Source organism: Paenibacillus sp. GM2FR (assembly GCF_002803325.1).
Lineage (GTDB): Bacteria > Bacillota > Bacilli > Paenibacillales > Paenibacillaceae > Paenibacillus_AQ > Paenibacillus_AQ lautus.
Genome location: NZ_MKZM01000008.1, coordinates 2,070,484 through 2,091,525, shown reverse-complemented (window position 1 = coordinate 2,091,525; position 21,042 = coordinate 2,070,484). Strand labels below are relative to the sequence as shown.

The 21,042-nt window shown below is 45.3% G+C and carries 17 protein-coding genes and 1 pseudogene; 8 read left to right on the top strand and 10 right to left on the bottom strand.

The window, feature by feature from the left end; translation table 11 throughout:
• The first annotated feature begins 116 nt into the window (after positions 1-116).
• Complete coding sequence (locus PAEVO_RS09465; protein ID WP_243390699.1) at positions 117-1,349, top strand: CynX/NimT family MFS transporter; 1,233 nt, start codon at positions 117-119, stop codon at positions 1,347-1,349.
• A gap of 5 nt (positions 1,350-1,354) precedes the next feature.
• A complete protein-coding gene (locus PAEVO_RS09460) occupies positions 1,355-1,786 on the top strand; it encodes a universal stress protein (protein WP_100537314.1) in 432 nt (143 codons plus the stop codon).
• Positions 1,787-2,001: 215 nt separating this feature from the next.
• Here the strand turns inward: PAEVO_RS09460 and PAEVO_RS09455 are convergent, their stop codons facing one another.
• The 3 genes from PAEVO_RS09455 to PAEVO_RS09445 all read right to left on the bottom strand — a co-directional run bounded on the left by PAEVO_RS09455 (position 2,002) and on the right by PAEVO_RS09445 (position 5,646).
• On the bottom strand, positions 2,002-2,892 hold the full coding sequence (locus PAEVO_RS09455) for a carbohydrate ABC transporter permease (protein ID WP_100537313.1): 891 nt from the start codon (positions 2,890-2,892) through the stop codon (positions 2,002-2,004).
• A 65-nt stretch (positions 2,893-2,957) separates the two neighbouring features.
• Positions 2,958-3,848 (bottom strand): ABC transporter permease, encoded by an 891-nt coding sequence (locus tag PAEVO_RS09450; RefSeq protein WP_100537312.1) that lies wholly within the window; start codon positions 3,846-3,848, stop codon positions 2,958-2,960.
• Positions 3,849-3,945: 97 nt separating this feature from the next.
• The gene (locus PAEVO_RS09445) at positions 3,946-5,646 is read right to left on the bottom strand and encodes an extracellular solute-binding protein (RefSeq protein ID WP_100537311.1); all 1,701 of its coding nucleotides are present in this window, start codon (positions 5,644-5,646) and stop codon (positions 3,946-3,948) included.
• Between the two features lie 615 nt (positions 5,647-6,261).
• Between PAEVO_RS09445 and PAEVO_RS09440 the strand changes: the two genes are divergently transcribed.
• The 4 genes from PAEVO_RS09440 to PAEVO_RS09420 all read left to right on the top strand — a co-directional run bounded on the left by PAEVO_RS09440 (position 6,262) and on the right by PAEVO_RS09420 (position 12,328).
• On the top strand, positions 6,262-7,998 hold the full coding sequence (locus PAEVO_RS09440; protein WP_100537310.1) for a sensor histidine kinase: 1,737 nt from the start codon (positions 6,262-6,264) through the stop codon (positions 7,996-7,998).
• A gap of 5 nt (positions 7,999-8,003) precedes the next feature.
• Entirely contained in the window at positions 8,004-9,428 is a 1,425-nt protein-coding gene (locus tag PAEVO_RS09435) for a response regulator transcription factor (protein ID WP_100537309.1), read from the top strand.
• Between the two features lie 624 nt (positions 9,429-10,052).
• Positions 10,053-11,429, top strand: a complete 1,377-nt coding sequence (locus PAEVO_RS09425; RefSeq protein ID WP_243390698.1) for a stalk domain-containing protein — start codon at positions 10,053-10,055, stop codon at positions 11,427-11,429.
• 113 nt (positions 11,430-11,542) lie between these two features.
• On the top strand, positions 11,543-12,328 hold the full coding sequence (locus PAEVO_RS09420) for a stalk domain-containing protein (RefSeq protein WP_100537306.1): 786 nt from the start codon (positions 11,543-11,545) through the stop codon (positions 12,326-12,328).
• Between the two features lie 234 nt (positions 12,329-12,562).
• On the opposite strand, the gene PAEVO_RS09415 is transcribed toward PAEVO_RS09420, so the two are convergent.
• Positions 12,563-13,474, bottom strand: coding sequence for a DMT family transporter (locus tag PAEVO_RS09415; protein WP_100537305.1), 912 nt, complete (start codon positions 13,472-13,474; stop codon positions 12,563-12,565).
• A gap of 153 nt (positions 13,475-13,627) precedes the next feature.
• Between PAEVO_RS09415 and PAEVO_RS09410 the strand changes: the two genes are divergently transcribed.
• Positions 13,628-14,518: an AraC family transcriptional regulator gene (locus PAEVO_RS09410; protein ID WP_100537304.1), complete on the top strand. Its 891-nt coding sequence runs from the start codon at positions 13,628-13,630 to the stop codon at positions 14,516-14,518.
• Between the two features lie 126 nt (positions 14,519-14,644).
• Positions 14,645-15,574: a poly(ethylene terephthalate) hydrolase family protein gene (locus tag PAEVO_RS09405; RefSeq protein ID WP_100537303.1), complete on the top strand. Its 930-nt coding sequence runs from the start codon at positions 14,645-14,647 to the stop codon at positions 15,572-15,574.
• A 300-nt stretch (positions 15,575-15,874) separates the two neighbouring features.
• Here the strand turns inward: PAEVO_RS09405 and PAEVO_RS09400 are convergent.
• The 6 genes and pseudogenes from PAEVO_RS09400 to PAEVO_RS09375 form a co-directional block, all read right to left on the bottom strand.
• A pseudogene (locus tag PAEVO_RS09400) lies at positions 15,875-16,614 on the bottom strand (ABC transporter permease).
• Positions 16,611-17,522 (bottom strand): ABC transporter ATP-binding protein, encoded by a 912-nt coding sequence (locus tag PAEVO_RS09395; protein ID WP_100537302.1) that lies wholly within the window; start codon positions 17,520-17,522, stop codon positions 16,611-16,613. Before PAEVO_RS09395 ends, PAEVO_RS09400 begins: the two are co-directional and overlap by 4 nt.
• Positions 17,523-17,539: 17 nt before the next feature.
• On the bottom strand, positions 17,540-17,950 hold the full coding sequence (locus PAEVO_RS09390; protein ID WP_100537301.1) for a DUF3021 domain-containing protein: 411 nt from the start codon (positions 17,948-17,950) through the stop codon (positions 17,540-17,542).
• The gene (locus tag PAEVO_RS09385) at positions 17,947-18,405 is read right to left on the bottom strand and encodes a LytTR family DNA-binding domain-containing protein (protein ID WP_100537300.1); all 459 of its coding nucleotides are present in this window, start codon (positions 18,403-18,405) and stop codon (positions 17,947-17,949) included. Before PAEVO_RS09385 ends, PAEVO_RS09390 begins: the two co-directional genes overlap by 4 nt.
• A gap of 298 nt (positions 18,406-18,703) precedes the next feature.
• Positions 18,704-20,086, bottom strand: a complete 1,383-nt coding sequence (locus tag PAEVO_RS09380; protein WP_100537299.1) for an ADP-ribosylglycohydrolase family protein — start codon at positions 20,084-20,086, stop codon at positions 18,704-18,706.
• 106 nt (positions 20,087-20,192) lie between these two features.
• Complete coding sequence (locus tag PAEVO_RS09375) at positions 20,193-21,041, bottom strand: helix-turn-helix transcriptional regulator (protein ID WP_100537298.1); 849 nt, start codon at positions 21,039-21,041, stop codon at positions 20,193-20,195.
• Between the last annotated feature and the right edge of the window lies 1 nt (position 21,042).

Here is a 21,042-nt window from a genome sequence, read left to right as displayed (position 1 = left end):
ATAAAATATTACTTGTTAATTTAAATATATTATAATATACTTTTGTTGTTCGCGCGGATGTTAATAACATATAGAAAAAAATAATGTGTATGAATTCAGGAAGGAGAAATGAAGAGATGCCGAAAAAACAAAATAAAAAATCCGTGCCATCCTCTGTAGGGCTAATCATTCTCGGCATTATTGTTATTGCAGCTAATTTACGTACTCCCTTAACCTCAGTTGGTCCTTTAGTGAGCCTTATAAGGGATGACGTTCATATTACAAATACATTAGCAGGCCTGATCACAACGGTACCCTTGCTTGCCTTTTCTTTATTATCGCCTCTAGTCCCAAAATTAGGACGAAGGTATGGGGTTGAGCGTATCATTTTGATTGCCCTAATCTTTCTGACTGTTGGTATTGTAATACGATCTTTATCTGGCGCAGTTAATCTGTTTATTGGGACAGCAGTTCTTGGATTTGCAATTGCCGTTTGTAATGTATTATTGCCCAGTATAATCAAACGGGATTTCCCAAATAAAATTGGCTCCATGACAGGTGTTTACTCGATTTCAATGAATTTATGTGCAGCAATCGCATCGGGAATCAGTGTACCGCTAGCCGTGAACGCAGGGCTAAAATGGCAGGGAGCATTGGGAATGTGGGGGATTCTAAGCTTTGTATCGATCCTCTGTTGGTTGCCCCAATTAAGAAATCAAACGAAGCAAACAGCCACGACGAGTCAACAGATGGCCAGCAACGATGTGAATGTTTGGCGTTCCCCGCTTGCCTGGCAAGTAACCTTGTTTATGGGTATACAGTCCATGGTTTTCTATGTGTTGATCGCATGGTTGCCTGAAATTTTAAAGGAGCAAGGAATTGACTCCAGCCAATCAGGATGGTACCTCTCGATCATGCAGTTAGCTATGCTTCCATTTACCTTTATTGTTCCCGTTATTGCTGGGCGCATGTCTAGCCAACGTTTGTTAGTGGTCATCACAACCATTTTGTTTTTGACGGGAACGCTCGGACTTCTTTATGGAAGCTCCAATATCATTCTGTTGTGGATCATCATACTCGGAATTGGTGGAGGCTTCGCCTTTAGTTTGTCCATGATGTTTTTCGGGTTACGTACTGAAAATGCGCATCAAGCAGCGGAACTGTCTGGCATGGCGCAATCGATCGGATATCTGCTTGCCGCAATTGGTCCTGCCCTTATAGGATATCTGCATGATGCAACCAATAGTTGGAACCTGCCACTTTTCATTCTGCTTGGCGCTTCGGTCTCACTCTTTTTAGTCGGCATAGGAGCAGCAAGAAACCGTTTTGTAGGTAGCCGAAATCATTACGAGTTGCCTCGGAAAGGATGATAAATATGTTTGACAAAATTATGGTGGCCATTGATAAAGCTGAAATAACGAACAAACTCCTCGATGCAACCATTGAAATAGCACAAAACAAACAAACTCAAGTTTCCTTAGTTAATGTCAGCCAGGAATATGTATCAAATGGCATGATATATGTACCAGAGAATTTCTTGGAGGAAATATTAAACGAAATGGAGAAAGCGAGTTTGGAACAGTTGCAACAAGCGAAATCTAAGTTAGAATCTGCGGGAATTAAACCGGAAATAGTTCATCTTAAGGGAGATCCTGCACATGAAATATTGAATTTTTCAAGGGATACCGAGCAGCAACTTATTATTATTGGAAGCCGTGGGCTAAGGGGCATAAAAGGAATGATGCTTGGAAGTGTCAGCCACAAGGTTTCACAGCTATCGAGTTGCCCAGTCCTCATTGTACATTAACTCCTTGGGGAACTGCAGAGATGATGAATAGTTATACTAACGGAGGGACGTTATAGTATGAAACATACAGCGGCATTCTAGGATATTTGTGTCCTACCATGCCGCTGTTTTTATCTCCCTTTAGCTGTTCAAATGCTGACGTTGAAGATGACAGGAGGGAGGGCCAGTCACTACACGGTGTTCCACAACGATCACCGCCATTCGGCCGCACTCGGCTACTCTTTAACCGAACCCAGCGTAATCCCGTGGATGAAGAAGCGCTGGAGGAACGGATAAACGATGAGGACGGGCAGCATCGCGATGAAGATCTTGGCGGCATCGAGTGTCCGGTTGGACAACTCAGACAAGCGACGGTACTGGTCCTCGGACATCGTCGATGGATCGACCGAGACGACGAGCTGCTGGATATACGTCTGGAGTGGATAGAATTGCTCACGGGACATGAAGATCAGACCGTACAAGAATTCATTCCAGTGATACACGATACTGAACAGCGAGACGGTCGCCAGCACCGGCACGGCCAGCGGGATGTAGATCTTGAACAGGATGTACCAGGGTCCCGCGCCGTCGACAAGGGCGGCTTCATCCAGCTCCTTGGGCAGGTTGCGGAAGAAGTTCATCGTGAGGATGACGTTGAAGACGAGTGTCTGCGCGCCTCCAACCAGGACAAGTGCCCAGATGCTGTTCAGCATGTTGAGCTCTTTGACCGTCAGATACAACGGGATCAGACCGCCGTTAAACAACATCGTGAAAATGAGAATCCACATGAACACATTGCGCCCCTTGAACTCTCTCGCTGTCCGCGAGAGCGGGTAAGACATAAGCACAACCGTGATAAAATTGAGCATAACCCCCAGCAGAACTCGCTGAGTCGAGGTCCAGAAGGACCGGAAGAACTGATTGTCATTGAGAATCTGGGCATATGCGTTAAGATTGAAATCGACCGGCCATAGCCAGACCTTACCGGCCGCAGCGGCAGAGTTGGAGCTAAGCGAAAGGGAGAACGTGTACCAGATCGGCAGGATGCATGACAAAGTAATGCCAATCAGGACTACAATCAGTATAATATCAGTCACTCGGTTGCCGAACGTCCGATCTCTGACCACGGTCAGCACCTCCTACTCTAGTTGGAATGGGATGAGTTTAAATAGCTTTGCATCCGGATGAATTCTTAGAATATGCGATAGTTTACAAAACGGTATGCCAGATAATACGAGACGGATATCAGCAGGAAGCCCACAACGGACTTCAGCAGGCCGACGGCGGTCGCAAGTTCATATTGCAGGTTGAGCAAACCTGTTCGATAGACCCAGGTATCAATAATATCACCTGTAGAATAGACGAGCGGGTTGTACAGGTTGAAGATCTGGTCGAAACCAGCGTTAAGCACATTACCCAAGCTGAGTACCGTAAGCAATACGGCTGTCGTGCGAATCCCGGGCAGCGTGATATGCCAGAGACTTCTCCAGCGTCCCGCGCCATCGATGTTGGCGGCTTCGTACAGTGCCGGGTTAATTCCGGTCAGCGCCGCAAGATAGATAATGGTACCAAAACCGAATTCCTTCCAAACGTCACTGCCGACAACGAGGAACGGGAACAGCTGGGAATCGGCAAAGAACAGCTTGGGCTGGAATCCGAACAAAGCAGTCAATTGATTGACGGGGCCGTTGTAGGAGAACAGATCAAGTACAATGCCCCCCAGAATAACCCAGGATAAAAAGTGAGGCAGATAAACAATGGTCTGAATCCAACGTCTGAGAATCATCAGACGCAGCTCATTGAGCATGAGTGCAAACAGCAGAGGCGCAATCAGATTAGCGACAATCTTCATGGACGCGATGACAAGCGTATTGATAAAGACTTCCTGTGTATCCTTCAGCAATAACATATACTTGAAGTGCTCAAGCCCCGCCCAATCCGAGCCCAGTATACCTTTGCCAGGATTAAAATATTGGAACGAAATGACGATGCCGAACATCGGAACGATGCTGAAGACGAACAGCCATAGAAATCCCGGGATCAGCATCAGATAATAATGTTTGGCGAAACCTTTCATTCGCATGACAGCACTCCTTTCCCTGAATCCTACATCGAATGTTCCAGAGCTCCTCTCAGGTGCCTGGAGCTCTGGCTATATGATTCGTTATATGCCTTAAGATTTACTTTGCCAGCGCGTCCGCAACCTCCTGAGTAATCTGGTCCCCGCCTTGACGCTTCCAGTTCTCGACGAAGGAGTCGAATGTCTCCAGCGGAGCCGCACCCATGATGATGCGCAGGAAGGTCTCATCCTCTAACTTGCGCAGATTTACCCAACGGCTCTCCATTAACGGCGTCTGCTCATACAGAAGACTGGTTACCTCCTCAAACTCGGTATCAACCAGCGGCCTGCCGCCTACCATGATGGAGTACGCTCGAGTCCATGCTCCCCAGTTCGCTTCAGGGTTCCATGTTGAAAGATCCATAGAATCATAAGGCTCTTTTTTGATTGTCTTGATACTGGCGATGTCCGAAGGCAGCAGTTTGTAGGCTTTGTCATCCGCAAAATCCTCTGCGGTTTTATTGCCGGCCAGCACATCACGGAGGGCTTTGACTGTAAATTCAATTTCATCGGATGGAGCGTGTACCACGCGGAGCGGATAGTAACCGGGACCGCCTTTGCTCGGGTCAAAGGTGTTCTCTTGCTCGTTTTTAAACAAATTGTTAAGTAATTTCATAGGAACTTCTGGATGCTCGTAATCTTTCCGAACCACCACAAACTCAGTAGAAGGGGTAGCAGCATGTGGTCTAAATTCGCCATTTTCATTTAAAGGCAGAGCATAAGCTTGCCAGTTGGCTTCAGGATCATTTTTTACAGCATTGGTTAGCGGGCCGTAAGCCATCCACCATGGCGCGAAGAACATACCGGATTTTCCGGCGATAATGGGCTCATCCGCTTTGTTTCGAACACCCATCTCGGGATCGATCAGTCCCTTGGAATACAAATCTCTTAAACTAGCTAACGCCTCACGAGTCTCCGGCAGGATCGAGCCGTATACAGGGCTGCCATCCTCGCCCTCGAGCCAGTATCCAGGGAACGAGTCATGCGCGGAGAAAATGGCGTCAAAACCGTATAAATTGTTCTTCGACTCAAGGAAGTTCGCGTACAGCTTGCCACCACTCTCCGGTCCGGTGATCCCAATCGTATCGCGCTGACCGTTTCCATCTGGATCATCTTCGACGAAAGCACGGGCGACGGCCTCAAGCTCAGCCATCGTAGTTGGCGGTTCAAGGTTCAGCTTATCCAGCCAGTCTTGTCGAATCCACATGAGGTGAATGCCATCGGCATTGGCTTGCACACCCGGAAGGGCCATCATTTTACCATCGAATGTTACTGCATCCAAGGCAGCACCGTTGGTATTTTCAATGATTGTCTTTATATCCGGGGAAGCATATTGCTTATACACCTCAGTTAAATCGGCAATTTGGTCGGCTTCGACCATTTGGCGCAGCTCAACGGCATTGACGACCATAGCATCCGGCAAATCGTTACTTGCAATGGCGAGACTAATTCTCTGACGAAGATTCTGGCCAGAGGCAGCAAATTGATGATCGACGTCCACATTAAGCGCTTCCTTAATCTGACGAGTGTATTGATTGTCGAGCGGCGTGTCGCCAGGCGGCAATTCATTATCGGTGGGATCGATTTCAATACTGATGCTGATCTGGACAGGTTCTTCGTAGCGGCCAAATGGATCAGCGGGTTCGCTTGACTCCGCGCTTTTCTCCGGTGCAGCCGGCGTGTTATTCGTTGTATTGCTGCAAGCACCTAGTACGAGAAAAGAGGCCAGTATAAGCGCAAACATATTGGACTTGTTTTTCATAATTACACCCCTTCTTTCAGATTGAATGGAATTACTATCCTCATGGACCATTTAACTGTAACACAATGAAACCGCCTTCAAGGATAGAAGGTGGTTTCTAAATGAGGGGGTCATATGTACAAAAATTTACGGCTGTTCCCGGTGGTTGGACATTTCACCCACTAAGGAGCAGACATATGTCTACCCAGATTTTCATTTGAAGGATAACAGTTTAGGCACCTGATGTATTGAAATCTTTGCTCAATAATCATTCTTTATTTATGTTATATTCTAAAAAGAATTTTCACCTGTTTCTATTTATGCACGTCGTAATCCATATCATTCAAAGAGAGGAGGAGCCCATTTCATAGGAGATTTTGAATGATCAGATAGAATGAGAGCAGGACCCTGTCTCGAGATCCAAAATTTCCGGATTACCGTAAAACGGTGGAAGAGAAATTAGCGGCTATTCAATTCAGAAAAGTTACCTTCACAAGTGATTGGAAGCGGTTACGATTTGCCCGACATGACACCGTTTTTGCGGTAATGATGATGAGATTCAGGGCCCTGGGAAACAACATAGGGGGGCGCTCGAGTTTACAGACACTTTATTAAGTAATTGATGGGGATGAAACGATGAAACCGGAAAAGGATTGGAAATCCCGCCTGAAGCGATTGACCTTGAAAAATAGAATTCTTTTACTGTTCGCCGCAGCCACATTGATCCCTTTCATCTGCACCTGTTATCTTTCATACAACACCATTACATCCATTCTGAATACGAAGCTGCAATCCGGCATTCAAAGCAATTTAAAGCAGGTCAGATTGTCGCTTGAGAACACGCTGGACAATCTGAATCACGTTTCCCAACAACTGACCTTTAAGGGGAATGTCGGTAGGCAGCTTGAGATGTTTTTGATGGCGAAGCAGCCCTATGACCGGAGTTATCTGACGGATGAAATCAAAAATCAGCTGAATCTCATTACATTCACGAATCCCAATGTCGGGTTAACGCTGTATTATTTACGCGACGATCAGACCACTCTTTTTGAGAATACAGGCATGAAACAACCATTCGATATCGATAACCTTCCAATCATAGCAGAGTATTATGGCATCACCTATTTTGGACCGCATATCAGTAATGATCGATTCAACAATCAATATGTGCTTTCGGCCTTGCGTAAGGTTGATTTGCCGGAGAGGGAAGATGCCTATGTCTACATTGAGTCCGGTTTCAAGCTGACGCAGAGCATTCTGGATTTGGATGAAGTCAGCAAGCATACCAATCATTTAATTCTGGACAACAACGGAAGAATTTCATACAGCGAACTTCAAGATATCTTTCCTGAAAATTCATTTTTTTCGGACTCACCAGAGCCTTCGCTGGTAACAGGTATTACTTCCGACTATTATTGGTATCGACAAGTCAGCAATCAGGGCTGGAGTGTGGTCTCACTTATTGCGCAATCCGACTACAACCGCGAGAAAAATCGCTGGATGATGCAGATGCTGGGGCTGGCGCTGCTGTTCGCTGTAGTCAGTCTGACGATTGGCGGGCTGTTATGGAAAATGGTGTACCGGCCGCTGTCACACTTCAATAAGGAGATCAAATCGATTGCGGGCAGCAATTTTAATGCGGCTGCCACGCATTCGCGCATCCCGGAATTTGAGATGTTGTTAAATCAATTTCAACATATGAAGGTTCAGATTACGCAGCTGTATTCTGAAGTCAAGGCCAAGGAGAAGCGCAGAGCGGATCTGGAGATCGAGAAGTTGCAGTATCAGATTAATCCGCATTTTCTAATGAATACGCTGGATACCGCACACTGGCTTGCCGTTATGAACGGTCAAGAGGAGATCGACAGGCTTGTCACTTCGTTGAACAAACTGCTTTACTACAATCTCCGCAAAGGCAACAGTGTCGCGACGATCAGGGATGAGATTGACTCATTGAAACAATATCTCATTCTTCAGCAGATTCGATACAATTTTCAGTTCGATGTCCATATTCACGTGGACGACGCATTGCTCGAAGTGACAGTTCCTAGATTCATTCTGCAGCCGTTGGTTGAAAATTCGCTGTATCACGGACTAGATGACAACGGCAGGATCGAGGTGGAGGTTAGAAAGAATGATAGACTAGAGATCGAAATTCGAGATAACGGTGGGGGGATCTCTAAGGATACGATTGAGGCATTGCTTGAGCAGGAACAGGCTGAACACCATCGAGTGGGAATGGGAATCGGCCTGAATTATGTCAAACGAATGTTAGAATTTCATTACGAAGGGAAAGCGAGTCTTACGGTAACAAGCGAGCTTGGCATAGGTACCCGGATCATCATTTCGATTCAAATCGGGGAGGGGAATTAAACGAAATGATCCATGTTCTCATCGTAGACGACGACAAGCTTGTACGTAAGGGATTGATGTCCTTTTTGCCCTGGGAATCGTTCGGAATGAGAGTTGTAGGCGAAGCCGCTAACGGGGAGAAGGCGCTCGAGTTTCTGAAGGCGAATCGGGTGGATTTGTTAATGACCGATTTAGCCATGCCGGTGATGTCGGGCATCGAATTAATTCGGGTTGTACGCAAGCAATATCCGAATATCGCGATCGCCGTGCTGACGCTTCATCAGGATTTTGAATACATCCAGGAAGCGCTGCGACTGGGTGCCATTGATTACATCGCCAAGGTAGAGCTTGAAAAAGAACAGTTCGAAGAAGTGTTTCGGCGTATTCACTCGCGCATTGTGGAAGAGAAGCAGAAGCACAAAATTGAGTCGGATTCGATAGTAGAGGCTTGTTCTTGCGATACGGCCTATGCGCTATTGAAGTTCCCGGATGAGCCATTAACAAGCAGAATGGTTGCGGATTGCGTTTCCTTGGGCTGGATAGCCGAAGCGGAAGGCTCTATTCTGTTGTGGTTGACGGATCTTGCCAAGGAGGCTCAGCCTCAAGGCAATGACGAAGAAGACCCGTTGCCGCCGCTTCCAAACGGAACGCGCAGCACCGGATGGCATATGGTGCGGCTGCGGCATACAGCCGATTTATCTCCATCCGATCTGCATCAACGGATCCGGGCCTACAGGAGAAGAGATTTTTTCTACGACTGCGACGGCAATGAGACCTATCCGATTGAGAAGTCTGTCATGGAGCTGCTGGTGGAACATCCGGAACCGGGAGAAGAAGAGGCGGACACTGTGAAGGAATTACTGCACGCCTTCACATGGGTTCATGACGATGAGGCCTTTGATAAGCTTTGTAGTCGATTAAAAGAGCTGCGTATCCCCGTCTCCAAACTAATGCAATGGATCTACGGCTTTATGGTTGACTGGAACCGGCTCTATAGAGCGATACAACCGGATGATATCAAGCTGCCTGACACATTTACCTGCTGGCGGGAGTTTGCGGACTGGATGAAACAATTCAGGGAAAATGGGATAACGCGCTCAGGCAGCCTGCAGCTGAGCCCGGAAGTGAGTGGCAGCATTATGTCCGCGGTCAAGATCGTGCACGACGAACTTGAGTTTCCCTTATTCGCTATCGATGTTGCGAAGCGGGTCAATCTGAGCCGAAGCTACTTCTACCAATGTTTCAAAGAAATCGTAGGCTATTCCTTCAATGAATATCTGCGCAAGGTACGGATCGATAAAGCGCGGGAATATCTGGAGCAGACGGCCAGGCCCATTGTCTGGATTGCCAAGCAAACCGGATACGAGGATGAGAAATATTTCAGCAGAACTTTTCGAGAACAGACAGGCATGCTGCCGAGCGAATATAGACAGCGGTATAAGTCGAGGTAAACGCTAGTTAATCTCTAATTAAACTCCTGAAACACCAAAATGATTATGTTACAAACAACACCCCTGTGATAAAATGTAATTATCAATAAATGGAAGGGCTGATTTGATGAGCTTAACGATCCTAGCTCTTTTCCTTATGGGGATAATCACTATCTATGCCACTGCATTTACAATGATAATTAAGTTACTTGGCCGGAAATTTAAAGACAAATCGGATATGTACTTCCTATATGCAGCCATAATCTTGGTTATCCAATCTTATCTTATAATAAAGGACTTTCTAGGAAAACAGCCTCTAAGTTCAGTCAATACTTTATTCTTCTTCATGGCGTTTATGCTGATTTTTCAAGGGATAAAACGAAAAAAATCAAATATGTAGCAAGCTTAATAAGCCACTTGGAAAGAAACCAGGTGGCTTATCTATGTCATATACAAATTCAACATACGGAGCAGCCACTTTTAGATTTGGCAATTTAAAATTCCCAAGATCTTTTGTAGGAATGTAAAAAATTGGACCGCAACTCTTTAACGGTATAAGCGTCATTACCATAAGACACCAGTAGAAGAGGGGATAGGAACCAAATGAATAAGGTTTTATCAGGGCTAGTATTAGTTTTGGTAATGATGATCAGCTTACCGGGCGAGGCATCTATGGAGCAGGCTTCCCTGGAAGTAAGTTTTCAGGACGAGCAGTTGGAGCAAGCAATAAAAGAAATTTTAAAAAAGGATGCAAATGCGGCCGTTACACAGAAAGATATGCAATCATTAACCTTGGTTGATCTTTCAAATCGAGGAATTAAAAGCATTCAAGGCTTGCAATATGCTTCCAATGTGAAATATCTTGACTTGTCCAATAATGAAATTGACGATATTATGCCACTCAAGCCATTGACTAAGATTCGCGAACTTGATATTGCGGACAATCAGATCGCTTCAATTCAGGATTTGTCCGCCATGACGGATTTGGAAATGTTGATCGTAAACCGGAACCAAATTTCGTCGATTGATGTGATCAAGCAGCTTGGGCGTCTGCATACATTCGAAGCGAACGATAATCAAATCTCGAATATTACGGCATTATCGACGGCCACAGAATTAACATGGTTACAACTGAACGGGAACCAGATCGCGAAAATTCAGCCCTTGAGCAAATTAACCAAGCTAAAGAATTTGGAACTAGCGAGCAATCGATTCTCGGACCTGAGTCCACTTAAGCCGCTATCCAAAAGTTTAATGAGCCTTAACATCGGAAGCAATCGAATTTCGGATCTCCGTGCGCTTGAAGGGATGACGCTAATGCGATCTCTTTCCGCGGAAAACAATCAGATCAAGAAACTAGATCCACTGAAAAAAATGTCTAACCTGTCTTCCTTGAATCTAAACTCGAATCTGGTTTACAATCTTGAGCCTCTGAAATCCCTAAGCGAACTTCATTATTTATATCTAGCGGATAACCGTGTATGGAATTTGGATCCCATTCGAAATCATACGTTCGATCCTCCTCATTTTGACACGGGAGCAATTAGATACGCGTTGGATTTAAGCGGTAACTATTTGGATTTAAGAAGTACGACCAAAACGTATCAACTTCTCAATAAGCTCGGTGGAGGTGGGTCTTCCCAACTGAAAGCCCAGCGATTAGTAATCGGGAGTAGAACTGCTTACGTAGGAGAGAGTTCCTTTAAGTTAAGCGAAGCCCCGTTTATTGCATCGAGCCGCACTTATGTCCCGATTCGATTTGTATCCGAGCGATTGGGTTCGAAGGTAGGGTGGAACCAAAGCAAACAAGAGGTAACGATCAGCAAAGACAACACGACGATCCGTTGGAAAGTGAATGAGAAGAAAGCAAATGTGAATGGAAAAACCGTTTCATTTGATGCGCCGTTACTGTTGAAGAAGAATAGTTCGTTTATACCCGTACGCTTCGTGTCCGAGCTGTTAGGATCTCCCGTAGAATACATGGCGAATCCCAAAACGGCAATCATATTTGAGCAAAAATAGCTTCATTACGTACTGCCTGATCCCTCCGGCATAATTTGCTGGAGGGTTTTATTTTAAAAAACAAGGATTGAGTCAGGGTCAAGGATACAATCGAACCGTGGGAGGAATCATCTATGAAAAGAACAATAATCGCACTCACTCTTTCTTTAGTGTGTACCTTACTAATCGGTAATCCAGCGATCAGCTTCGCCAATAATTTTTCGAATACGGTTGACAATGGAAAAATCGAAAATGGACGAATGCTGATTCCATTACGTGCTGTTTCAGAGAGATTCAATTCAGAAGTAACTTGGAACCAGGCCAAAAAAAGCATTACGATTATTCGTGGCAAACGAGAGCTATTGCTGCGTGTGAATTCTCACACAGCTTTATTAAATAACGCCGCTTTCAGCCTTGATGTGCCTGCAAAAATCGATCATGGAACGACTTATGTACCCGCACGTGTTTTTGCTGAAGCCTTTGGCGGAACAGCGCTGTGGTCCGAACAAGAACGAAAAGCAACCATTACGATCGGTCTGCAGCAGGTCTTTATCCATACAGAGCCGCAGAAGCCTTGGAGAATGAGTCAAGAGAGAATAAACGTACTTAATGAAAAGATAAATGAAGCCACCGATCTCTCAAGCTATTCGCAAATCCGAACACATTTCAGACCTTATTTCACGGACTTATTTATAAACAAGATGATTCACAGTCATGGCATTAAAAATAACGCCATATTAACAAAAAAGGCCGATATTACCTATAGTAGTACCACAGCGGCGAGAATGCACCAATCGGCTTACTTTGAAAGCGGTCCTATCAATCTTGAACTCGTTGATCGTTATGTATTCTATAAATTTGTTGATAACCAATGGAAGGTAGACGATGTGAACGTGGGCAGACAAATTATTGAGCCATAATACGGACGAGAGCGGGATTATGGCCAGAAGAAATAAGATGTCGTTGCATGGTATTTATACAGAAGGTTTTAAAAACAGCCGATCCACGTGGATCGGCTGTTTTTGTTCAGCAAAAGGGCGGCAGTTTAATTATGTTGTACCTCATGCAATAATAAGGTATGCAATTTATCCTGTTCCATATGGAGGATCCTGGCTAGTTAAACGCTACGGATGTACTAATGCTGCATACACCGATTAATGGGAAAGATTTTTGTGAGCTGAATACTTTAAGGTTTGCAGCCAAAAATAGGTAAGCATACCCAGCAGCGTAATCATTCCACCCACAAATTGAAATGCGGAGATCGTTTCTCCCAAAAACAGATAAGCCAGCATAATGGCCAAAACGGGCTCGCCGATAATGCCAACGGAAACCGTTGTTGCGCCAATGGACTTGAGCAGCAGGTTGAAAACATATTGGCCAAAGATCGTGGGAATGATCGCAAGCAGAAGGAAGTATGTCCAATCTGAAGCGTTGTAATTGGTCAAAGAAAAGTTATTCAACAAACTGTAGACGAGCAGGACACTCCCACCAATAAAGAAGACGACAACACTGTATAGGTTTGCATTGATTTTTTGGCTCACTTTCTGTCCGACGAGCATATAAGCTGACACCAGTATGGTTCCTATCAGAGACAAACCGTCCCCGATCAAAGCCTCTCTTGAAACTCCAATATCTCCCCAAGCGATAATGATCGAGCCAAACAGGGCGGCAACCAAGCAGAGAACGGTCAGCATACTGGCTCGTTCCCTGAACATATAGTACGAGCCGATCATCACAAACATAGGCTGTAGCGCCAGGATTACCATGGAACTCGCCACGGAGGTATATACCAGTGACTCCATCCAAAACAGGAAATACAGTCCCAGAAGCAGGCCGGCTAATATAACGTTTCTCCAATCCTTTGAGTCCAGTTTCGAGGAGCGGAGCGTTGTCCAAGGGACAAATGGAAGCATGATGATGGCCGATAGAAAAAGTCTGTACATACCGGCAACAGCTGTTGGTGTATCCGAAGATTTGATCATGATCGAAGATACGGATACCGACAGAATAGCGATAAACAGCAGTATATAAGGATGAAGCGGTAGCGATGATTTATATCTTTTCAATTATAACCCTCCAAGAGGGCCTATCCGATCGACTGTGCACAGGCTAGTGATAAGCCAAATTCATGATATAATAATATCATCGTATTTTATTTTTTTGTGCAATTATATCTTTCATTAATATAGATATATCGTCATAGAAAGGAGCTTCTTGGAATGGCTAAGCCGCTGCATGAGACTATTTCGTATCCCGACGATTCGTTTCCTTATATCATGTACACGCATACGATTCATAAAAGTATTCCCGAAGGCAGAGGATTCAACGATCTGCACTGGCACGAAGAGCTGCAGATCACTTTGGTGACGAAAGGGAAACTGAGTATTCAAGTAAATGGGATTGATCATGAGCTGGAAACCGGCCAGGCAATTTTGATAAACAAGGGAGTTCTTCATGTGACGACGCAGTTAACGCATGACGGTCAATATGTGAGCTTCAATTTTCCTGAAAAACTGCTCGCCTTCTACACGGACAGTGCTATGGAAAAGAATTATGTGTTCCCTTTTACCAATTCTTCTTTCGTTTCGCTGGTGATCAAAGGAGGCGCGGAGTGGGAGAAGCAGGTATTGGAGATGCTTTGGGAAATGAGAAAGAAGTTCAATATAAAAAAAAGCTGGGGATGGGAGTATGAGATTTCGATTCAAACCGTACAGCTATGGTTCGTCTTGATTTCCAATATGTCGGTCTCTCCCGAGGAAGGACCGAAACACGTGAAGCGGCAACAGGAGAGACTGCAATTCATGCTTAGCTTCATACATCAAAACTACTCGTTTCCTGTAACGCTGCAAGAAATAGCCGATGTTGCGCATCTGAGCATCTCGGAGTGCACCCGGTGTTTTAAAAAAACGGTTCATATGACTCCCTACGAGTACCTGATCAAATATCGGATAAAGAAAAGCAGCGAATTATTAATATCAACAGACGATACTATAACCGAGATAGCCGGCAGGGTAGGCTTCAATCATGTGAATCATTTTATTCAGTCTTTTAAAAAGTACCACGAAAGAACACCCAAAGCTTTTCGAAAGCATAGAGCTGAGATGAAATAGTCCAAAGTTTAACGCCAACTTGGCTTGTCACGAAACCTAACGACATCTTTTACGTATACACATTCAGTTTCATACTTTAACAGAGAAACGATAGAGAAATTGATAGGCTATCGTGAGGTCACGTGTATGTCAGTTTTGAGAAATCGAAAGTGGATGATATGGTTGTCAGCTTTAGTCCTTATCGTTGCAGTTCCAATAACAATTTTCATGCAAATTATCATTCATTCTAATGTACCAGAGCTTGCAGAAGGAAGCATAGAGCAGCGGTATGCACAGAAAGGAAGCCATCATGTAAAGGTAGAAGAAGTTAAGAGTATGAGCGGGGAGGCTTTATTTAGAATATACTACCCAGCATTTCAAGGAGACGAATCCTATCCTATTATTTCATGGGGGAATGGAACAGATGCCACGCCAGATCGTTATGATGAGCTCTTAACTCATCTAGCAAGCTGGGGATTCATTGTAATCGATTCCTATAGTAAAACAACAGGAACAGGCAAAGAAATTCTAGAGGCCATTGATTATTTGACAAATGAAAACGAACAAGCAAACAGCTTGTTTTATCAAAAAATACAAATGGAACATATTGGTGCAGCTGGACACTCTCAAGGGTCAACAGGGGTTATTAATGCTCATACCAACTATAAAAGTGGATCGTTGATTAAGACGGTTGTATCCATCGCTCTCCCGGATTTGAAGCATTGTGATCCAGAAGATGTGTACGATACAGCACGTATTACCGTTCCTTTTCTCATTATGGGAGGTACACGAGATTTTCTAATCTCACCGGTATCAACGAATCAATTAGCATTACATAGCACTAACGCGGGCACGCCTGTTATGATGGGGATGGCAAAAGGTGCGGCTCATACAGCGATTGAAGGTGATGGTGGCAATCATAGGGGGTACTTGACGGCTTGGATGAGATATCGGCTGCTTGATGATCAGGAAGCCATGAAGGCATTTCATGGGGATTCTTCCGAGATGATGCATAATACAAATTGGGTGGACGTTGAACAAGCTAATATGGATGATAATGATTTCGTGCATCCATAACATGCATGTTGGTTATATCCCCTCGTGGGACTCATCCACAGATGCCTGTAATCAGGGTCAAATAGCATGGGACGAGAATTGTGTATATGTTTGCGTTACCGAAAACAAGCGGAAAAGAACAGAGCTCTCGTCGTGGTAACATTGGTATGAGAGTTCGTATATATTGGAAGATAGATTTTGAGCACAACAAGTATGCAATAAGCAATTGTTATTGAACTAACTGGAGACGATAGTCTAATAAAGACAGAAAGCAGCTGGTCAGAGGGCCTTCAGCTTGAAAATAATCTCCTAATAATATTCCTACTTTCCGCTCCACCGGAAGAACCGCGTAGCAAGCACAACAGATACAATCGCAATACCAATCAAAACAGCAGCTTCAAAGCCATATTCCGTAATGGGCGCTTCTGTCCACGTCCCACGAAGCAACTGAATGACGTAATAAAGCGGGAGTATTTTCGCTGCATATTGAAGAACCGTCGGCATCATCTCGAGCGGAAATGTCGCCCCTGACAGGAACAGCATCAGGTTTAGAAATAATGAACTGATTGCGGAAGCAGTCTGAGTGTTTTTTGCTAAGGAAGTCAGAAATAAGGCAAACGGGAAAAAGGCCAGGATGCTAATAAGCAATGAAAGCAGGGTACTTCCGATATAGGCAGGCAGGGTTAAGCCATAGAGCAGCATGCCAAAAACCATAAGTAGCATGGCGGATATAGCAAAGATGACGGTCCCTTGAAAGGTATGGGCGGCGAGGATTTTCCATGGCTGGAGCGGTGTTGATTGATATCTTCTTAATATGCCCGTTTCCCGGAATTGGTTAAAACAGTTCCCAGTGTAAAAAAGGAAGTGGTTACGATATTGACGCCAATCCACGAAGGAACAAAATATTCCGCAAAAGCCTTTTGGCTCATGTTATCTCCAACAAACATGGATCCAAACAGTCCAATCATCACAACGGGAAAGAGGAATGTCCAAAACATGCTTAAACGGTCTCTAAAGAACATTTTCGTTTCTAAACTGGCGAGTTTTACGATTGCCTTCATCCGATTTTCTCCTTTTCCAGGTACTGGATAAATAAATCATCGAGAGAGCCTTTCTCAAACCTGAAGCTGGACAATGGGATGCCTTTTTCCTGGCAGTAGCTGAAAATGTGATAAGCCGTTGTCTGTTGGTCATCACAAAACACCTTGAATTCGTCTTGATTCTTTTCAACGCGCTCCACTCCGGGAAGCGAGCTTAAATATTCGGGACCAAGCTCTTCACTGACAAAGGCAAGACAGCCAGCAGTACCTTCGTTTAATAATTCACGGGGAGAATTTAAAGCTTTTAATTGGCCGCCGTACATCATCGCCACCCTGTCGCACAGCTGCTCAGCTTCTTCCATATAATGCGTGGTTACCACAATGGTACTTCCACGGTCCCGTAACAGCCGAATCAATGACCACATTTCCCGCCTTGCTGAGGGATCCAGCCCCATGCTCGGCTCATCAAGAAATAAGATTTCAGGCTCATGCAGAGTGGCTAAAGCAAGAGTTACCCGCTGTTTCCATCCGCCGGATAAGTCATCGAATTTTACGTTCAGCTTTTCGCTTAAGCCAAGCAATTCTATTAAATAATCTTTTTGCGTGGCGTTATCGTAAAATGAAGAAAAGAGATCCAGCGCTTCTTTTACTTTCATTTTCTTCTGGATCGAAGTGGCTTGAAACTGGACACCAATTCTCTTATTTAGTTCCCGGAGCTGCTTATTGGGAACAAGTCCAAGGACTTCAACCGCTCCCTCGCTTGGATCAGAGATGCCTTCCAGAATTTCAAGGGTGGTCGTTTTCCCAGCGCCGTTCGGCCCGATAATCCCGAAGATTTCTCCTTTGTAAACATCAAAAGAAAGATTCTTTACTGCCTTGGTCCCGCCAAAGTTTTTCGATAGATTGCTAACAGTAATGACACTCTCCATGCGTATCCTCCTTTAATTCAATGCCTTCGAAGGTCGTTATTCAGCTTTTTCGATTCCTTCTTAAAATAAAGATAAAACCCAATCCATCCGATGGCGTAAACGAAAATAGAGATTGCCAGGTATAACAAAAAGTTCTTTACAGCAAACGGGATCCAGCCAGCCCATAGGCTTAAAATAAAGTAGACGATGGTGACGGTTAGAAAGTGCAGAGCGGTCTGCATGGGCAGGGCAAGTGAGCGGATTTCAAAATAGAGGGGGGTGACAGTAAACAACCAACCGCAGAATATATAGCCAAATGCATTTTTAATAAAACTCAGTCCGTCTATTGTCGATTGACCTCCAAAATAAATAAGCGCACTTGTAGTCATTACAGCAATAAAGGCGCCGAAGAATATACCGATCAAACTTCTGAAAAAAAATGCATTCATTTCGTTTCCCTCCTGTTCATTTTTAAAACTTCTTTAATTCGACCAATGTAATGACGCGAAACATATTCTTTCTCACCTGATTTAAAGTGAACGCAAAGGGTCCCGTTAAATGATGGTTCGAAATGGCTCATTGCATAAAGGTTTGCAATGACGGACTTTGAGATCCTGATAAACCGGTGGGAGGGAAGGGAGTTTTCGAGCTCATACAATTTTTCTTTTACTTTAAAGATTCCTTCTGAGGTGGCGGCTGTGACCACATCGCCTTCTGTACGAAAGTAGTGTACTTCCTCGTGCTTAATTAAGTGCTGGTTCTCTCCATCTTTTCCGACGATCAAATCCGTGTCATTCTTATTGAGGTAGTCGAGGATCTCCTGGATGGCTGGGGTCAATTCTTTGCAGTGAATCGTCACCGTGGTTTCTTCGTTGCGCGGGTCGATGTCGAGTAAAATTTTCATGTAAAGACGGCTCCTCCATTCCGTACGCTTTATAAGTTTAGTATAGATGGCGACTTTTCAATTGTCATCAAAACAAAGGCGACCCGTAGGACGCGGACCGTAAGATGCATGTATATGCGTCCGTCCTGCAGGATAAAAGGGTAACCATCCCTAATCAAATGAACCTGATGGAGGTATAGAACGATAGTTGAATAAAGAAAAGAAGACAGCTGGTCAGAGCGATCAGCTGCCTTTATAAGTTAACAGACATGTTAGTTGAACTTGACATCACATTAAACTCGATTCATCTCTAATCATTTTAAAGCTGCAATTTTCGGAAGACTCTATAGCTTCTTTGAGCGCATTCGGAGATGGCAATGGGGTGGAAGCCGCTGACATCGGCATACAACGTATCGTTTAGCGGCGAGATCCACTTCTCAGGAAGCGCCGCTGCTCCAAGCGATGCGCCAAGAATGGAACCGACGGTGGCGCCATTGCAATCGGTGTCCCAGCCTCCAAGTACGGCTGTCGTAATGCCTTTCTCGAAATCGCCTCCGGAATGAATGAGCGCTGCCGCGCATAATGCAGCATTATTATTGGTATGAACAGGGTGATAGTGCTTAAATGCTTCCCATATTTTACTCACCAAATCTAATGGGTCTTCCGTTTCCTCAGCAATGTTGACCGCTAATGCGATATCTTCTGCAAGGCGGCTGTGTTTCGGAATTTCACTCAATCCGATCTCAACAATTCGCTTCATGTCACTTTCAACGAATGCGGCGGCAATCATAGCCGAGCAAAACATGGCGCCGTAAATACCATTCTTCACGTGGGAGAAGGAAGCGTCCCGCCAAGCAAGCTCAGCTGCAAGCTGGGGCTGGCCGGCAGCACCATATGCATAGCCGTCTACACGGATTTGGGCGCCGATCCATTCGCGGTAGGGGTTTAGATAAGAACGTCCCCAGTGGATATGTTTCTCCCAGTCGTCTGGCTGATCGCCGCTAATATGTGAAGTGACACGAGCGAAATTAAGATAGGACTGCGCTTCAGCCGTGAATACCTGCCCGAATGACAAATGACGATGCCACAGCTTGCCCACATCCCAAGAGTTGAAATCAAGCCCGCGCTCCTCAAGCATGAGCAGACCGAGAACGGTATATCGAATATCATCGTCTGTTTCCATATAGCGTATGTTTTCCCGGCAGCTGGCCAAGCTGCTCCACCTTGCGATCTCGATACCGTACTCGGCTTCTGCAGTTGATTCGCCCGGTGTATAGTGGCGAATTGGCCATTGTCCTGCGCCTTCGAACCACAACTTAACATTGTGCCAGCCGGGTCTTCCGCCGGAGCCTTGCATGAAGGAAGGAGCTTCGAGAGGTTTTCCGAGCGCACAACCAGCCGAACGGCCAAGCCACGCACCATGAAATTTATCCTGCCATTTAAGTTCATCCCAGTTTCCGGACAGGATTCTAGGTCCATCCGGACGTTCGGCGCGAATGGCTTCCAATTCCGACGGCTCGATATACTTGAAATCCGCACGTGGTTCAAGAGCCATTAATGCCTGGTATACTTTCATAAGCTTTGCTTCGTTTGTGCCGGCTGCTTCCAGACGTTCGGTCATCCCCTCTACATGACAGCCTTCTTCTCCGCGCTGTTTTATTTCGTCGCGAACTATTTCCCTCAGTCCAATCCATTTCGTCATCACAGTTGCCCTCCTGAAATACATGAAATCAACATATGGCTTGATTATAACCAGCCATGCCGGCAATGACTTCTCAAATTAGGAAAGCATTATTCTCATTTTTTGCTCACTCCGTAATCCCCATAGATTGCCGATAATGGACCGGGGACAGACCGACATTCTCTTTAAATACGCGGTAAAAGGTCGGCAAGCTTTGAAAACCGCATTCGAATGCAATATCAGCAACAGCTTTGTCCGTTCCTGCCAATTCACGCTTGGCAGCCTGGACACGAAGCAAGGAAACATATTCCGAGAAACGATAACCGGTCGTTTCCAGAAATGCCCGGCTCGCGCGCGAGACGCTTAAACCAAGTTCATCAGCCAATTCCCCTAAGCTAACCGGCTCGTGGTAACGATGCTCGACCAAAGCGGCCAACGATTGCGCCTGGCGAACGGAATGTACCATATGATGACGCTCCTCATCGGTTAGCAAACCGTGGTAATGTCGAAGAAGACGGCCGCACAGCTGAATGAGCGCGCTTTTGGCCATGACCACATAACCCGGGGATTTCTCCCGCAGCTCTTCCGCTATAGCCAGCACCCAAGGCGTAAGCTGTTTGGCGATCGGTGTGCCGCCCATAATACGATTGCAAAAATGAGTGGAGCGATAGGAGAATGGCAGCAGCAGACCGGGCTCCTCCGCTAGCAGCAGCGCGGGATCAAAATTAATAAAAAGATAGCGGCTCGGGTCGTCGGGGGCAGATTGGGCAATATGCCGTTCTTCATTGTTGACCAGAAATAAGTCGCCAGGTTTCGCTGCATATTGTTTGTTGCCAAAGTAAAAATAGCCTTTGCCTGTTAAACAGAGGCCGATCTCCAGACTTGAGTGCACATGAGGCGGCTGCCGATAAGTGGCAGGTGTCCATTCGAAAGCATTGATAGCAATGGGATGGTCATAGGCAATATGAAGTTTCATT

What these genes read in the sequence shown, in the direction of transcription:
- PAEVO_RS09390 (WP_100537301.1), bottom strand. Translation starts at nt 17,950, where the DNA reads ATGAATGCATTTTTTTTCAGAAGTTTGATCGGTATATTCTTCGGCGCC.
- PAEVO_RS09420 (WP_100537306.1), top strand. Translation starts at nt 11,543, where the DNA reads ATGAAAAGAACAATAATCGCACTCACTCTTTCTTTAGTGTGTACCTTA.
- PAEVO_RS09450 (WP_100537312.1), bottom strand. Translation starts at nt 3,848, where the DNA reads ATGCGAATGAAAGGTTTCGCCAAACATTATTATCTGATGCTGATCCCG.
- PAEVO_RS09405 (WP_100537303.1), top strand. Translation starts at nt 14,645, where the DNA reads ATGTCAGTTTTGAGAAATCGAAAGTGGATGATATGGTTGTCAGCTTTA.
- PAEVO_RS09385 (WP_100537300.1), bottom strand. Translation starts at nt 18,405, where the DNA reads ATGAAAATTTTACTCGACATCGACCCGCGCAACGAAGAAACCACGGTG.
- PAEVO_RS09460 (WP_100537314.1), top strand. Translation starts at nt 1,355, where the DNA reads ATGTTTGACAAAATTATGGTGGCCATTGATAAAGCTGAAATAACGAAC.
- PAEVO_RS09435 (WP_100537309.1), top strand. Translation starts at nt 8,004, where the DNA reads ATGATCCATGTTCTCATCGTAGACGACGACAAGCTTGTACGTAAGGGA.
- PAEVO_RS09465 (WP_243390699.1), top strand. Translation starts at nt 117, where the DNA reads ATGCCGAAAAAACAAAATAAAAAATCCGTGCCATCCTCTGTAGGGCTA.
- PAEVO_RS09440 (WP_100537310.1), top strand. Translation starts at nt 6,262, where the DNA reads ATGAAACCGGAAAAGGATTGGAAATCCCGCCTGAAGCGATTGACCTTG.
- PAEVO_RS09395 (WP_100537302.1), bottom strand. Translation starts at nt 17,522, where the DNA reads ATGGAGAGTGTCATTACTGTTAGCAATCTATCGAAAAACTTTGGCGGG.
- PAEVO_RS09375 (WP_100537298.1), bottom strand. Translation starts at nt 21,041, where the DNA reads ATGAAACTTCATATTGCCTATGACCATCCCATTGCTATCAATGCTTTC.
- PAEVO_RS09380 (WP_100537299.1), bottom strand. Translation starts at nt 20,086, where the DNA reads ATGACGAAATGGATTGGACTGAGGGAAATAGTTCGCGACGAAATAAAA.
- PAEVO_RS09425 (WP_243390698.1), top strand. Translation starts at nt 10,053, where the DNA reads ATGATCAGCTTACCGGGCGAGGCATCTATGGAGCAGGCTTCCCTGGAA.
- PAEVO_RS09410 (WP_100537304.1), top strand. Translation starts at nt 13,628, where the DNA reads ATGGCTAAGCCGCTGCATGAGACTATTTCGTATCCCGACGATTCGTTT.
- PAEVO_RS09445 (WP_100537311.1), bottom strand. Translation starts at nt 5,646, where the DNA reads ATGAAAAACAAGTCCAATATGTTTGCGCTTATACTGGCCTCTTTTCTC.